12 protein-coding genes and 1 tRNA gene are annotated in these 13,827 nt (G+C 68.3%); 10 read left to right on the forward strand and 3 right to left on the reverse strand.

Annotation, left to right across the window (positions count from 1 at the left end; genetic code table 11):
• Positions 1 to 17: 17 nt before the first annotated feature.
• Positions 18 to 650: an NAD(P)-dependent oxidoreductase gene (locus ACFYOH_RS00790; RefSeq protein ID WP_388619560.1), complete on the reverse strand. Its 633-nt coding sequence runs from the start codon at positions 648 to 650 to the stop codon at positions 18 to 20.
• A 115-nt stretch (positions 651 to 765) separates the two neighbouring features.
• Here ACFYOH_RS00790 and ACFYOH_RS00795 point away from each other — a divergent pair, with 115 nt between their 5' ends.
• Positions 766 to 1,377 carry a TetR/AcrR family transcriptional regulator gene (locus ACFYOH_RS00795; RefSeq protein ID WP_388619563.1) on the forward strand — a complete coding sequence of 204 codons (612 nt, stop codon included), beginning with the start codon at positions 766 to 768 and terminating at the stop codon, positions 1,375 to 1,377.
• A gap of 438 nt (positions 1,378 to 1,815) precedes the next feature.
• Here the strand turns inward: ACFYOH_RS00795 and ACFYOH_RS00800 are convergent, their stop codons facing one another.
• Both ACFYOH_RS00800 and ACFYOH_RS00805 read right to left on the reverse strand, forming a co-directional pair.
• A complete protein-coding gene (locus tag ACFYOH_RS00800; RefSeq protein WP_388619566.1) occupies positions 1,816 to 2,856 on the reverse strand; it encodes an adenosine deaminase in 1,041 nt (346 codons plus the stop codon).
• Between the two features lie 147 nt (positions 2,857 to 3,003).
• Entirely contained in the window at positions 3,004 to 4,230 is a 1,227-nt protein-coding gene (locus ACFYOH_RS00805) for a pyridoxal phosphate-dependent aminotransferase (RefSeq protein ID WP_388619568.1), read from the reverse strand.
• Positions 4,231 to 4,492: 262 nt separating this feature from the next.
• Between ACFYOH_RS00805 and ACFYOH_RS00810 the strand changes: the two genes are divergently transcribed.
• The 9 genes from ACFYOH_RS00810 to rpoB all read left to right on the forward strand — a co-directional run bounded on the left by ACFYOH_RS00810 (position 4,493) and on the right by rpoB (position 13,808).
• Positions 4,493 to 4,565, forward strand: a tRNA-Trp gene (locus ACFYOH_RS00810).
• A gap of 106 nt (positions 4,566 to 4,671) precedes the next feature.
• The gene (gene secE / locus ACFYOH_RS00815) at positions 4,672 to 4,959 is read left to right on the forward strand and encodes a preprotein translocase subunit SecE (RefSeq protein ID WP_023547417.1); all 288 of its coding nucleotides are present in this window, start codon (positions 4,672 to 4,674) and stop codon (positions 4,957 to 4,959) included.
• An 80-nt stretch (positions 4,960 to 5,039) separates the two neighbouring features.
• The gene (gene nusG, locus ACFYOH_RS00820) at positions 5,040 to 5,894 is read left to right on the forward strand and encodes a transcription termination/antitermination protein NusG (RefSeq protein WP_351802216.1); all 855 of its coding nucleotides are present in this window, start codon (positions 5,040 to 5,042) and stop codon (positions 5,892 to 5,894) included.
• 169 nt (positions 5,895 to 6,063) lie between these two features.
• The gene (gene rplK, locus ACFYOH_RS00825) at positions 6,064 to 6,498 is read left to right on the forward strand and encodes a 50S ribosomal protein L11 (protein ID WP_030601313.1); all 435 of its coding nucleotides are present in this window, start codon (positions 6,064 to 6,066) and stop codon (positions 6,496 to 6,498) included.
• A gap of 101 nt (positions 6,499 to 6,599) precedes the next feature.
• Positions 6,600 to 7,325 carry a 50S ribosomal protein L1 gene (gene rplA / locus ACFYOH_RS00830; protein WP_388619572.1) on the forward strand — a complete coding sequence of 242 codons (726 nt, stop codon included), beginning with the start codon at positions 6,600 to 6,602 and terminating at the stop codon, positions 7,323 to 7,325.
• 180 nt (positions 7,326 to 7,505) lie between these two features.
• Positions 7,506 to 8,441 carry a hypothetical protein gene (locus ACFYOH_RS00835; protein ID WP_388619575.1) on the forward strand — a complete coding sequence of 312 codons (936 nt, stop codon included), beginning with the start codon at positions 7,506 to 7,508 and terminating at the stop codon, positions 8,439 to 8,441.
• Between the two features lie 280 nt (positions 8,442 to 8,721).
• Positions 8,722 to 9,252 (forward strand): 50S ribosomal protein L10, encoded by a 531-nt coding sequence (gene rplJ / locus ACFYOH_RS00840; protein WP_069779227.1) that lies wholly within the window; start codon positions 8,722 to 8,724, stop codon positions 9,250 to 9,252.
• Between the two features lie 117 nt (positions 9,253 to 9,369).
• Entirely contained in the window at positions 9,370 to 9,753 is a 384-nt protein-coding gene (rplL, locus tag ACFYOH_RS00845; protein WP_388619578.1) for a 50S ribosomal protein L7/L12, read from the forward strand.
• Positions 9,754 to 10,322: 569 nt separating this feature from the next.
• A complete protein-coding gene (rpoB, locus tag ACFYOH_RS00850) occupies positions 10,323 to 13,808 on the forward strand; it encodes a DNA-directed RNA polymerase subunit beta (protein ID WP_388619580.1) in 3,486 nt (1,161 codons plus the stop codon).
• Positions 13,809 to 13,827 lie beyond the last annotated feature (19 nt).

A 13,827-nucleotide genomic window follows, 5' to 3' on the forward strand; every position in this document is an offset into this window, starting at 1 on the left:
GCACGAACGGCAGTGGCCTAGTACGCCACCCCCACGCCCTGCTTCACGGTCCCCGCGTCGTCGATCATCGCCAGCATCGCGTGCGCCACGTCCGCGCGCGCGATGAAGCGGCCCTTGCGCGGGAAGCCGCCGACGGCGGTGCGGTAACGGCCGGTGAGCGGCTTGTTCTGCAGCCGCGGCGGCCGTACGGACGTCCAGTCCGTGCCGCTGCGGGCCAGCTCGGCCTCCATCCCGCGCAGATCGGTGTAGACGTCCTTCAGGACGGCCGACACCAGGCCGCGCATCGCACGGTCCAGCGCGCCGTCGGCCTCGGGGGCGGGGCCGACGGGGCCGGCGCTGACCACGAGCAGCCGCCGTACGCCCTCCGCCTCCATGGCGCGCAGGACGGTCCGGGTCAGCCGGGTGGCGACCCCGGCGTCCTTGCGGCTGCGCGCGCCCAGGCCGGAGAGGACCGCGTCCCGGCCGCTGACCGCGGCGCGCAGCTCCTCGGAGTCGGTGAGGTCGGCGCGGAACACCTCCAGCGAGTCCCCGGTGACGTCGAGCCGGGCGGGATCGCGGACCACGGCGGTCACCCGGTGGCCGGCGCCGAGCGCCTGACGCACGATCTCGCGGCCGATGCCGCCGGTGGCGCCGAAAACGGTGAGGTTCATGAGTGCTCCCGTACTCGGGATGGGTGGAGTGGGACAGGTGGGTGAGTATTCACTCACCTGTCTGCCTCTAGAGTGGGTAAGCACTCACCCACACGTCAAGCCCGATTGGACGCCCATGGAGCCGAAGCCGGCGCGTGTCCGCATCCTCGACGCCGCCCACGAGCTCATGCTCACCGTCGGACTCGCCCGCGCCACCACCAAGGAGATCGCCCGCGCGGCCGGCTGCTCCGAAGCGGCCCTCTACAAGTACTTCGACAGCAAGGAGGACCTGTTCGTACGCGTGCTCGCGGAGCGGCTGCCCCGGCTCACGCCCCTGCTCAACAGCCTCGCCGCCGAACCCGGACAGGGCACCCTGGAGGGCAACCTCACCGAGATCGCCCGCCAGGCCGCGCTCTTCTACGAGCAGAGTTTCCCGATCGCCGCCTCCCTGTACGCCGAGACCCAGCTCAAGCGGCGCCACGACGACGCCCTGCGCACGCTCGGCTCCGGACCGCACCGGCCCATCCAGGACCTGGACGCCTATCTGCGCGCCGAACAGGCCGTCGGCCGGGTCCGCGCCGACGCCGACACCTTCGCGGCCGCCTCGCTGCTGCTGGGCGCCTGCGCGCAGCGCGCGTTCGCCTACGACGCGACCGCCACCGGGGAGCGGCCGTCGGTCGACGACTTCGCCGCCCGGCTCGCGCGGACACTGCTGGGCGGAATCTCCGCTGCGCAGGCCTCGGCGTGAATCTCACGCTGAGGGCATGACAAACGCCTGCCACGGGTCCCGTCCGTGCGGCTGAGGCCGCGCGCGCTCCGCCCCCGCACCGGCCCGCACGAACACCGGGTCGTCCAGCCCCGGCAGCCCCTGCTCCCGGCACACGATCGTCCGTGTGCCGCTGCTCGCCGGCCAGCGGTCCGAACTGCGCCGGAAGCCGCGCGCGGGCACCCCGCTGACCGGGCGCACTGACGAGGCGCCCACCGCGCGGGACGCCGCCGCCTGGCGCGAGCGCCACACGCGGCCCGGCTTCCGCAACGAGTTGCGGCACGACACGCACGCGTGCACGTTCTTCCTCTTCGGCAGCCGGGACGTGTTCGCCGAGACGGCCGGCTGGTTCGCGCACGCGAGGCTGATGGGGGAGATCCCGGCACTCGTCCAGCCGCCCGGGCGAGCCCGCCGCTCGCCTTATGCGGCCGGCCGGGTCAGCCAGTCGTCCACGCCGGCCAGCAGCCGCGCCCTGACGTTCTCCGGGGCGGCCGAACCCCGTACCGACTGGCGGGCCAGCTCGGCGAGTTCGGCGTCCGAGAAGCCGTGCGCGTGCCGGGCGATCTCATACTGGGCGGCCAGCCGGGAGCCGAACAGCAGCGGGTCGTCGGCACCGAGCGCCATGGGCACGCCGGCGTCGAAGAAGGTCCGCAGTGGCACGTCCTCGGGCTTCTCGTGCACGCCGAGCGCCACGTTCGAGGCCGGGCACACCTCGCAGGTCACGCCCCGGTCGGCGAGCCGCTTCAGCAGCCGCGGGTCCTCCGCCGCGCGCACCCCGTGCCCGATCCGCGAGGCGTGCAGGTCGTCGAGGCAGTCGCGCACCGAGGCCGGGCCGGTCAGCTCGCCGCCGTGCGGGGCCGACAGCAGACCGCCCTCGCGCGCGATGTGGAAGGCCCGGTCGAAGTCCCGCGCCATGCCCCGCCGCTCGTCGTTGGAGAGCCCGAAACCGACCACGCCGCGGTCGGCGTACCGCACCGCGAGGCGGGCCAGCGTACGGGCGTCCAAAGGGTGCTTCATGCGGTTGGCGGCGACGAGCACGCGCATGCCGAGCCCGGTCTCCCGGGACGTGGTCTCCACCGCGTCCAGGATGATCTCCAGCGCGGGGATCAGCCCGCCCAGCCGGGGTGCGTACGAGGTGGGGTCCACCTGGATCTCCAGCCAGCCCGAGCCGTCGTTCAGGTCCTCCTCGGCGGCCTCCCGGACCAGGCGCTGGATGTCCTCCGGCCGGCGCAGGCAGGAGCGCGCCGCGTCGTACAGCCGCTGGAAACGGAACCAGCCCCGCTCGTCGGTGGCCCGCAGCTTCGGCGGTTCGCCGCTGGTCAGCGCCTCCGTCAGGGCCTCGGGCAGACGTACGCCGTACTTGTCGGCCAGTTCCAGGACGGTCCCCGGCCGCATCGAGCCGGTGAAGTGCAGGTGCAGATGGGCTTTCGGCAGCTCAGAGAGATCACGTACACGCTCCATTCCCAGATCCTGCCGTACGTCCCTGCCGTACCGGTAGCCGTTTCCCCGTACGTGGTCTTGCTCGCACAAACGAACAGGGGCACCCGGGAACGTTCCCGGGTGCCCCTGTCCAAAAATGGACCGCTCGGTTGTCCGAAGATGGACTGCTCAGGCCTTGGCCTCCGCCAGCAGCTTCTGGATGCGGCTCACGCCCTCGACGAGGTCCTCGTCGCCCAGCGCGTACGACAGCCGCAGATAGCCCGGCGTGCCGAAGGCCTCACCCGGGACGACCGCGACCTCGGCCTCCTCCAGGATCAGCGCGGCCAGCTCGACCGTGTCCTGCGGGCGCTTGCCGCGGATCTCCTTGCCGAGCAGGGCCTTGACCGACGGGTAGGCGTAGAACGCGCCCTCGGGCTCGGGGCAGACCACGCCGTCGATCTCGTTGAGCATCCGCACGATCGTCTTCCGGCGCCGGTCGAAGGCCTCGCGCATCTTCGCCACGGCCTGAAGGTCACCGGAGACGGCGGCCAGGGCGGCCACCTGGGCCACGTTGGAGACGTTCGAGGTGGCGTGCGACTGCAGGTTGGTCGCGGCCTTGACGACGTCCTTCGGGCCGATGACCCAGCCCACGCGCCAGCCGGTCATGGCGTACGTCTTGGCCACACCGTTGACGACGACGCACTTGTCGCGCAGCTCGGGCAGCAGCGCCGGCAGGGACACCGCGGCGGCGTCGCCGTAGACCAGGTGCTCGTAGATCTCGTCGGTGAGCACCCACAGGCCGTGCTCCAGGGCCCAGCGGCCGATCGCCTCGGTCTCGGCCTCGGAGTACACCGCGCCGGTCGGGTTGGACGGGGAGACGAAGAGCACGACCTTCGTCTTCTCCGTGCGCGCCGCCTCCAGCTGTTCGACCGAAACGCGGTAGCCGGTCGTCTCGTCGGCCACGACCTCCACCGGGACTCCGCCGGCCAGGCGGATCGACTCCGGGTACGTCGTCCAGTACGGCGCCGGGACGATGACCTCGTCGCCCGGGTCGAGGATCGCGGCGAACGCCTCGTAGATGGCCTGCTTGCCGCCGTTGGTGACGAGGATCTGCGAGACGTCCGGCTCCCAGCCGGAGTCGCGCAGCGTCTTCGCGGCGATCGCGGCCTTCAGCTCGGGCAGGCCGCCGGCCGGCGTGTAGCGGTGGTACTTCGGGTTCTTGCACGCCTCTACGGCGGCCTCGACGATGTAGTCCGGGGTCGGGAAGTCGGGTTCACCGGCGCCGAAGCCGATCACCGGACGCCCGGCGGCCTTCAGGGCCTTGGCCTTGGCGTCCACGGCGAGGGTGGCGGACTCGGAGATCGCGCCGACTCGGGCGGAGACCCGGCGCTCGGTGGGAGGGGTTGCAGCGCTCATGGAGCCCATCGTTCCAGACCGGAAATCCCCCCGGCACATGGGTTTCACAGACTGAACAGCAACGGGTCGGGACGTGAACACGGGTCCGAATCCGGCCTCCGGCCAGGACGATCTTTGGTCAGGTGGCCCTGGACGGGCGCTTTCTGTTCGACGCCGGGCTGTTGACCACGTACACTCTCACCTCGTTGGCCTTCAGAAGCCGCCGCCGAAACCGGTGCACACCGCGCACCCGGTCGGATGCGGTACGTTGGGGGACACACAAAGGGTCGTAGCTCAATTGGTAGAGCACCGGTCTCCAAAACCGGCGGTTGGGGGTTCAAGTCCCTCCGGCCCTGCTACACACACCGCCAGGATGTGTGCGCATGTACGTACAGCAATGCACCGCCGTGCGGCTCAGAAACCGGGCGCGGCACGGCCACGACCCGGGACCAGGTGAGGACAATGACGGACGCCGTGGGCTCCATCGACACGCCTGACGCCCAGGACGAGGCGCTCGAATCGAAGAAGAAGGCCCGCAAGGGTGGCAAGCGCGCCAAGAAGGGCCCGCTGAAGCGCCTCGCAACCTTCTACCGCCAGATCATTGCGGAGCTCCGCAAGGTCGTCTGGCCGACGCGCAACCAGCTGACGTCGTACACCACCGTGGTGATCTTCTTCGTCGCCATCATGATCGCGCTGGTGACCGTGATTGACTATGGGCTCAACCACGCGGCCAAGTACGTCTTCGGCTGAGCCAAGAGCGAAGGGCGCCGTGGCACCGGCGCCCGTTTTCGCATGTTCCACCCCTATGTATCCAGGAAGAAGCAGCCATCGTGTCTGACCCGAACCTGAACGACGACGCCATCGAGCCTCGCGGGACCGCTGCCGAGATGGTGGACGACGAGCGCGACATCGTCGAGGGCGCGGACGAGCAGGACGAGTTCGAGGCTGCCGAGGCCGAGGCGGGGGAGCCGGCCGAAGAGGCTGCCCTGAACGTCGAGGACGAGGAAGACGAGGAAGAGGCCGAGGAGGCTGCCGCCGAGGCCGCCGAGGAGGAGCCGGCCGCGCCCGTCGACCCCGTCGAGGCCCTGCGCGAGGAACTGCGCTCTCTGCCCGGCGAGTGGTACGTCATCCACACCTACGCCGGTTACGAGAACCGCGTGAAGACCAATCTGGAGCAGCGCGCCGTCTCGCTGAACGTCGAGGACTACATCTTCCAGGCCGAGGTGCCGCAGGAAGAGGTCGTCCAGATCAAGAACGGCGACCGCAAGACGATCAAGCAGAACAAGCTGCCGGGTTACGTCCTGGTCCGCATGGACCTGACCAACGAGTCCTGGGGCGTCGTCCGCAACACCCCGGGCGTCACCGGCTTCGTCGGCAACGCCTACGACCCGTACCCGCTGACCCTGGACGAGATCGTCAAGATGCTCGCCCCGGAAGCCGAGGAGAAGGCCGCCCGCGAGGCCGCCGAGGCCGAGGGTAAGCCCGCCCCGCAGCGCAAGGTCGAGGTCCAGGTGCTGGACTTCGAGGTCGGCGACTCGGTCACCGTCACCGACGGCCCGTTCGCCACGTTGCAGGCGACCATCAACGAGATCAACCCCGACTCGAAGAAGGTCAAGGGCCTGGTGGAGATCTTCGGCCGCGAGACGCCGGTCGAGCTGTCCTTCGACCAGATCCAGAAGAACTAGTCCATTTCTGGACGTCGCTCTTCCGCGCAGGTCAGACGGGCTGTCTCAGCCGGTCTGACCTGCGCGGTTTTTGGCCGCGCATCTATACCCGTTATCGTTGTGCGGTATGCCTGCGTCAGGATCGCGATCTTGCGCGGGCATGGACCCGAATGAAAGGACCCGGAGAGCTATGCCTCCCAAGAAGAAGAAGGTCACGGGGCTCATCAAGCTCCAGATCCAGGCCGGTGCCGCCAACCCGGCTCCGCCGGTCGGCCCCGCGCTGGGTCAGCACGGTGTCAACATCATGGAGTTCTGCAAGGCCTACAACGCCGCGACCGAGTCGCAGCGCGGTTGGGTCATCCCGGTGGAGATCACGGTCTACGAGGACCGCTCCTTCACCTTCGTCACCAAGACGCCGCCGGCCGCGAAGATGATCCTCAAGGCCGCGGGCATCGAGAAGGGCTCCGGCGAGCCGCACAAGACCAAGGTCGCCAAGATCACCCAGGCGCAGGTCCGCGAGATCGCCCAGACCAAGATGCCCGACCTGAACGCGAACGACCTGGACGCCGCCGCGAAGATCATCGCCGGTACCGCGCGTTCCATGGGCGTCACGGTCGAGGGCTGACCCCAAATCCCCAAGCAGTCATGCGGCCGTAGCCGGTCGCACGTGGCAGGGCCTGCTCGGCCCAGGGACCACGACTCCTTCAGAACACACAGGAGCAAGTTGTGAGCAAGCGCAGCAAGGCTCTCCGCGCTGCGGACGCCAAGGTCGACCGGGAGAAGCTGTACGCCCCGCTCGAGGCCGTCCGTCTCGCCAAGGAGACCTCCACGACCAAGTTCGACGCCACCGTCGAGGTCGCCTTCCGTCTGGGTGTCGACCCGCGCAAGGCCGACCAGATGGTCCGTGGCACCGTGAACCTTCCGCACGGCACCGGTAAGACCGCCCGGGTCCTGGTCTTCGCGACCGGCGACCGTGCCGAGGCCGCGCGTGCCGCGGGCGCCGACATCGTCGGTGCCGACGAGCTGATCGACGAGGTCTCGAAGGGCCGCCTGGACTTCGACGCCGTCGTCGCCACCCCGGACCTCATGGGCAAGGTCGGCCGCCTCGGCCGCGTCCTCGGCCCGCGTGGTCTGATGCCGAACCCGAAGACCGGCACCGTCACCCCCGACGTCGCCAAGGCCGTCACCGACATCAAGGGCGGCAAGATCGAGTTCCGCGTCGACAAGCACTCGAACCTGCACTTCATCATCGGCAAGGCGTCCTTCGGGGACGACAAGCTGGTGGAGAACTACGGCGCCGCGCTGGAGGAGATCCTCCGTCTGAAGCCGTCCGCCGCCAAGGGTCGCTACATCAAGAAGGCCGCCATCACCACCACGATGGGCCCCGGCATCCCGGTCGACCCGAACCGCACCCGCAACCTCCTCGTCGAGGAGGACCCGGCCGCCGTCTGAGCCGTCCGCTCACCCCGGTAGCCGCGTCAGGTACGCGTGAGTGAGGGCGGGCCCCGCAACCTTCCAGGTGCGGGGCCCGTCCTTTCTTCGTAGGGCCTTTCTTTGTACGGCCTTTCGAATGACTGTCAGTGGCCCGGGCTACGTACAGGGCACAACGACTCGCAACAGGGGTGGGACCAGATGAAGAGCACGACCGTTCGCCGTACGGCCCTTTCCGCAGCGGTGGTCGCCGCGCTGACCTCCGTGGCAGCCTGCGGCTCCTCCGCGAGCTCCGGCAAGGGTGACAAGGCCGCCGGCGGCGAGACGATCCACATCAGCCCCATCGCCGCCGTGCTGCGCACCGCCGAGCAGTCCACCGACAAGGCGGAATCGGCGAAGGTGCGCTCCACCATGGTCGTCGGCGACGTGATGTCGATGTCGGGAAACGGCACCATGCGCTGGGGCAACGGCCTCACCGGCAGCCTCACCATCACCTACACCGGCGGCAAGATCGCCGAGGCCATGCACAAGGTCGGTGCGGCGCCATCGGTGCAGGCCCGCTACCTGCCGGACGCCTACTACGCGAGCCTGGGCGGCACGTCCGCCGAGCGCCTGGGCGGCAAGCACTGGATCAAGTACTCGTACGACCTCCTCGCCCAGGTCGGCGGTGCCTCCGGGGCGTACCTGAAGGACCAGATCCGCACCGCCACGCCGGCCCAGACGGTGAAGCTGCTGCTGGCCTCCCATGACGTGAAGAAGGTCGGCCAGGAGACCGTCTCCGGCGTCCGTACGACGCACTACTCGGGCACGGTGAACGTCGCCGACTTCGCGGGCAGGAGCAGCAACCTCAGCGCGGACCAGCTGGCCGCTCTGAAGAAGCAGCTCGACCAGGCGGGCGTCGCCAGCGAGACCATCGACATCTGGCTCAACGACCAGAACCTGCCGGTGAAGAAGATCGAGAAGGGCGCCATGGCCAAGGGCGAGATGGTCAACACCGCCTATTACAGCGACTACGGCGTCCCGGTCACCACCGAGGCCCCGCCGGCCTCCGACACACTGGACTTCGCCAAGCTCATGAAGTCCAGCCGCCTGCCCAACGGCACCGCGACGGGCAGCAGCACGAGCACTACGTCCTGACCCGATTTGCCTGGGTGGGGGGCCGTCCCGTACGCTTCCACGGAAGCCAAAGACCGCTGGTCGTTGCCGCGCGCTCGTACGAGGGCGCGGTGGCCGAAGGATCCGCTGAAAAGTGGGCGACCCGCGCAGGTGACAGTGGAAGAACTCCCGGAGTGCGCGCGCCGAGCGTGTGTGCGACCGGTCGAGTCTGCCCCGTGCGCCTGCGCCGGGGCGTTTCGTTTTCCCCAGTCCTCCTTCGGGTCCGCGCGGTCCGAATCACCCGGAAGGAGGCCGAGGCTCTATGGCGAGGCCCGACAAGGCTGCCGCGGTTGCGGAGCTGACGGACAAGTTCCGCAGCTCCAACGCCGCCGTGCTGACCGAGTACCGCGGTCTCACCGTGGCGCAGCTCAAGACGCTGCGCCGGTCGCTCGGTGAGAACGCCCAGTACGCCGTGGTGAAGAACACGCTGACCAAGATTGCGGCCAAGGAGGCCGGGATCACGCTGGAGGACCAGCTCTTCGCTGGCCCGACGGCCGTCGCCTTCGTCACCGGTGACCCGGTGGAGTCGGCGAAGGGTCTGCGTGACTTCGCCAAGGACAACCCCAATCTCGTCATCAAGGGCGGTGTCCTCGAGGGCAAGGCCCTCTCCGCCGACGAGATCAAGAAGCTTGCGGACCTCGAGTCCCGCGAGGTTCTGCTCAGCAAGCTGGCCGGTGCCTTCAAGGGCAAGCAGTCCCAGGCTGCTCAGCTCTTCCAGGCGCTGCCGTCGAAGCTCGTCCGCACCGTGGACGCGCTGCGCGCCAAGCAGGCCGAGCAGGGCGGTGCCGAGTAATTCGGCTCGCTTTCTGATCCTGGCCGCATGACGCGGCAAGGGTCTCAGCGGGCCGACGTACGCCCGCCTCATCCAGTACATCCGGCACCTGCCGATTTGAGTGGAAGGACCGCCAACATGGCGAAGCTCAGCCAGGAAGACCTGCTCGCGCAGTTCGAGGAGATGACCCTCATCGAGCTCTCCGAGTTCGTGAAGGCCTTCGAGGAGAAGTTCGACGTCACCGCCGCCGCCGCGGTCGCCGTTGCCGGCCCGGCCGGCCCGGCCGCCCCGGCCGAGGCCGAGGAGGAGAAGGACGAGTTCGACGTCATCCTCACCGGCGCCGGCGACAAGAAGATCCAGGTCATCAAGGTCGTGCGTGAGCTGACCTCCCTGGGTCTGAAGGAGGCCAAGGACCTCGTCGACGGCACCCCGAAGCCGGTCCTCGAGAAGGTCAACAAGGAAGCCGCCGACAAGGCCGCCGAGGCCCTCAAGGGCGCCGGCGCCTCCGTCGAGGTCAAGTAACACCTTCCGGGTCCCCAGGACCCGACTGCGCGCTGAAAGCGGTCTCGTAGGGCTGTAACGCGAACGCACCGAAGGGCGATCATCCATCTGGGTGGTCGCCCTTCGGCGTTCCCCGGGGTCCGGTGTGGGCCGCCTTGCACCTGTGTTCGTGAGGGGTAAGGTGATCTTCGCCGTGTCCCCGGACGGCGGTGTTCCGGCTGGGGCCCCTTGACGAACCGCACGCAGCGCGCAATTCTCAGGACGCGTCGTCACGAGGATCCGAATCCGAGGCATGGATCGACGGCGAAGAGGGCAGTATCAACGTGCGTTGAGGGCAGGCATGCCGAGGGCGTTGACGAGAGCGGTGAGCACAGCGAGGGTCTCGAAAAACCCGCACTGGACATCAGTGTGCCAAGTGGCTACACTGACCCTTTGCGCTGCCTGTTAGCTGTCCCCTGCCCGTCACCAGGGGTCTGCCCTCACTCGAGCACTGACGACAAAAGCTCCCTTGACCTGGGGTTTCTGTCTCTGCGTACGAGTGAGGGGCCGGTACGCGCGTAGTGAGTCCGAGCCCTCGGAAGGACCCCCTCTTGGCCGCCTCGCGCAATGCCTCGACCGCGAATATGAACAACGGCGCCAGCACCGCCCCGCTGCGCATCTCCTTTGCAAAGATCAAGGAGCCTCTTGAGGTTCCGAACCTGCTCGCGCTGCAGACCGAGAGCTTCGACTGGCTGCTCGGCAACACCGCCTGGCAGAGTCGGGTCGAGGAGGCTCTGGAGAACGGTCAGGACGTCCCCACCAAGTCCGGTCTGGAGGAGATCTTCGAGGAGATCTCCCCGATCGAGGACTTCTCCGGGTCGATGTCCCTGACGTTCCGGGACCACCGCTTCGAGCCGCCGAAGAACTCCATCGACGAGTGCAAGGAGCGCGACTTCACGTACGCCGCCCCGCTCTTCGTCACTGCCGAGTTCACCAACAACGAGACCGGTGAGATCAAGTCCCAGACCGTCTTCATGGGCGACTTCCCGCTCATGACGAACAAGGGCACCTTCGTCATCAACGGCACTGAGCGTGTCGTGGTGTCTCAGCTGGTCCGTTCCCCCGGTGTCTACTTCGACTCCACCATCGACAAGACGTCCGACAAGGACATCTTCTCCGCCAAGATCATCCCGTCCCGGGGTGCCTGGCTGGAGATGGAGATCGACAAGCGCGACATGGTCGGTGTCCGCATCGACCGCAAGCGCAAGCAGTCGGTCACCGTACTGCTGAAGGCGCTCGGCTGGACGACCGAGCAGATCCTTGAGGAGTTCGGCGAGTACGAGTCCATGCGCGCCACCCTGGAGAAGGACCACACCCAGGGCCAGGACGACGCGCTGCTCGACATCTACCGCAAGCTGCGTCCGGGCGAGCCCCCCACGCGTGAGGCCGCGCAGACGCTGCTCGAGAACCTGTACTTCAACCCGAAGCGTTACGACCTCGCCAAGGTCGGCCGCTACAAGGTCAACAAGAAGCTCGGTGCGGACGAGCCGCTGGACGCCGGTGTGCTCACCACCGAGGACGTCATCGCCACCATCAAGTACCTGGTGAAGCTGCACGCCGGCGAGACCGAGACGGTCGGCGCGTCGGGTCGCTCGATCATGGTCGAGACCGACGACATCGACCACTTCGGCAACCGCCGTATCCGCAGCGTCGGCGAGCTGATCCAGAACCAGGTCCGTACGGGTCTCGCCCGTATGGAGCGTGTCGTGCGCGAGCGCATGACCACGCAGGACGTCGAGGCAATCACGCCGCAGACCCTGATCAACATCCGCCCGGTCGTGGCGTCGATCAAGGAGTTCTTCGGCACCTCGCAGCTGTCCCAGTTCATGGACCAGAACAACCCGCTGTCGGGGCTGACGCACAAGCGTCGTCTGAACGCCCTCGGCCCGGGTGGTCTCTCCCGTGAGCGGGCCGGCTTCGAGGTCCGTGACGTGCACCCCTCGCACTACGGCCGCATGTGCCCGATCGAGACGCCGGAAGGCCCGAACATCGGTCTGATCGGCTCGCTCGCCTCCTACGGCCGGGTCAACGCGTTCGGTTTCATCGAGACGCCGTACCGCAAGGTCGTCGACGGCCAGGTCAGCGACGAGGTCGACTACCTGACGGCCGACGAGGAGGACCGCTTCGTCATCGCGCAGGCCAACGCGCCGCTGAACGAGGAGATGCGGTTCGCCGAGGCCCGCGTGCTGGTCCGCCGCCGTGGCGGCGAGGTCGACTACGTCGGCCCCGAGGACGTGGACTACATGGACGTCTCGCCGCGCCAGATGGTGTCGGTCGCGACCGCCATGATCCCCTTCCTGGAGCACGACGACGCCAACCGTGCCCTCATGGGCGCGAACATGATGCGTCAGGCCGTGCCGCTGATCAAGTCCGAGGCGCCGCTCGTCGGCACCGGCATGGAGTACCGCTCCGCGGTCGACGCCGGCGACGTGGTCAAGGCCGAGAAGGACGGTGTGGTTCAGGAGGTCTCCGCGGACTACATCACCACCGCCAACGACGACGGCACGTACATCACGTACCGCCTGGCCAAGTTCTCCCGGTCCAACCAGGGCACCTCGGTCAACCAGAAGGTCATCGTCAACGAGGGCGACCGCGTCGTCACCGGCCAGGTCCTGGCCGACGGCCCCGCCACCCAGAACGGTGAGATGGCCCTCGGCAAGAACCTGCTCGTGGCGTTCATGCCGTGGGAGGGTCACAACTACGAGGACGCGATCATCTTGTCGCAGCGCCTCGTGCAGGACGACGTCCTCTCCTCGATCCACATCGAGGAGCACGAGGTCGACGCCCGTGACACCAAGCTCGGCCCCGAGGAGATCACCCGGGACATCCCGAACGTCTCCGAGGAGGTCCTCGCCGACCTCGACGAGCGCGGCATCATCCGCATCGGTGCCGAGGTCATCGCCGGTGACATCCTCGTCGGCAAGGTCACCCCGAAGGGTGAGACCGAGCTGACCCCCGAGGAGCGCCTGCTGCGCGCGATCTTCGGTGAGAAGGCCCGTGAGGTCCGTGACACCTCGCTGAAGGTGCCGCACGGCGAGACCGGCAAGGTCATCGGCGTGCGCGTCTTCGACCGCGAGGAGGGCGACGAGCTGCCGCCGGGCGTGAACCAGCTGGTCCGCGTCTACGTCGCACAGAAGCGCAAGATCACCGACGGTGACAAGCTCGCCGGCCGGCACGGCAACAAGGGTGTCATCTCCAAGATCCTGCCGATCGAGGACATGCCGTTCCTGGAGGACGGCACCCCGGTCGACATCATCCTCAACCCGCTGGGTGTGCCGTCCCGAATGAACCCGGGACAGGTCCTGGAGATCCACCTCGGCTGGCTCGCCAGCCGCGGCTGGGACGTCTCCGGCCTCGCGGACGAGTGGGCCCAGCGCCTGCAGGCCATCGGCGCCGACCAGGTCGCCCCGCGCACCAACGTCGCGACCCCGGTCTTCGACGGTGCCCGCGAGGACGAGCTGGCGGGTCTGCTGCAGCACACCATCCCGAACCGCGACGGCGAGCGCATGGTGCTCCCGTCCGGCAAGGCGCGGCTGTTCGACGGCCGTAGCGGTGAGCCGTTCCCGGACCCGATCTCGGTCGGCTACATGTACATCCTGAAGCTGCACCACCTGGTCGACGACAAGCTGCACGCCCGCTCGACCGGTCCGTACTCGATGATCACCCAGCAGCCGCTGGGTGGTAAGGCGCAGTTCGGTGGCCAGCGGTTCGGCGAGATGGAGGTGTGGGCACTTGAGGCCTACGGCGCCGCGTACGCCCTCCAGGAGCTGCTGACCATCAAGTCCGACGACGTCACCGGCCGCGTGAAGGTCTACGAGGCCATCGTCAAGGGCGAGAACATCCCCGAGCCCGGCATCCCCGAGTCCTTCAAGGTCCTCATCAAGGAGATGCAGTCGCTCTGCCTGAACGTGGAGGTGCTGTCCAGCGACGGTATGTCCATCGAGATGCGTGACACCGACGAGGACGTCTTCCGCGCTGCGGAGGAGCTCGGCATCGACCTGTCCCGGCGCGAGCCGAGCAGCGTCGAAGAGGTCTGACGGGAGTCCGGCGGGGCCC

This window comes from Streptomyces sp. NPDC007856, from assembly GCF_042868225.1.
Classification (GTDB): Bacteria; Actinomycetota; Actinomycetes; order Streptomycetales; family Streptomycetaceae; genus Streptomyces.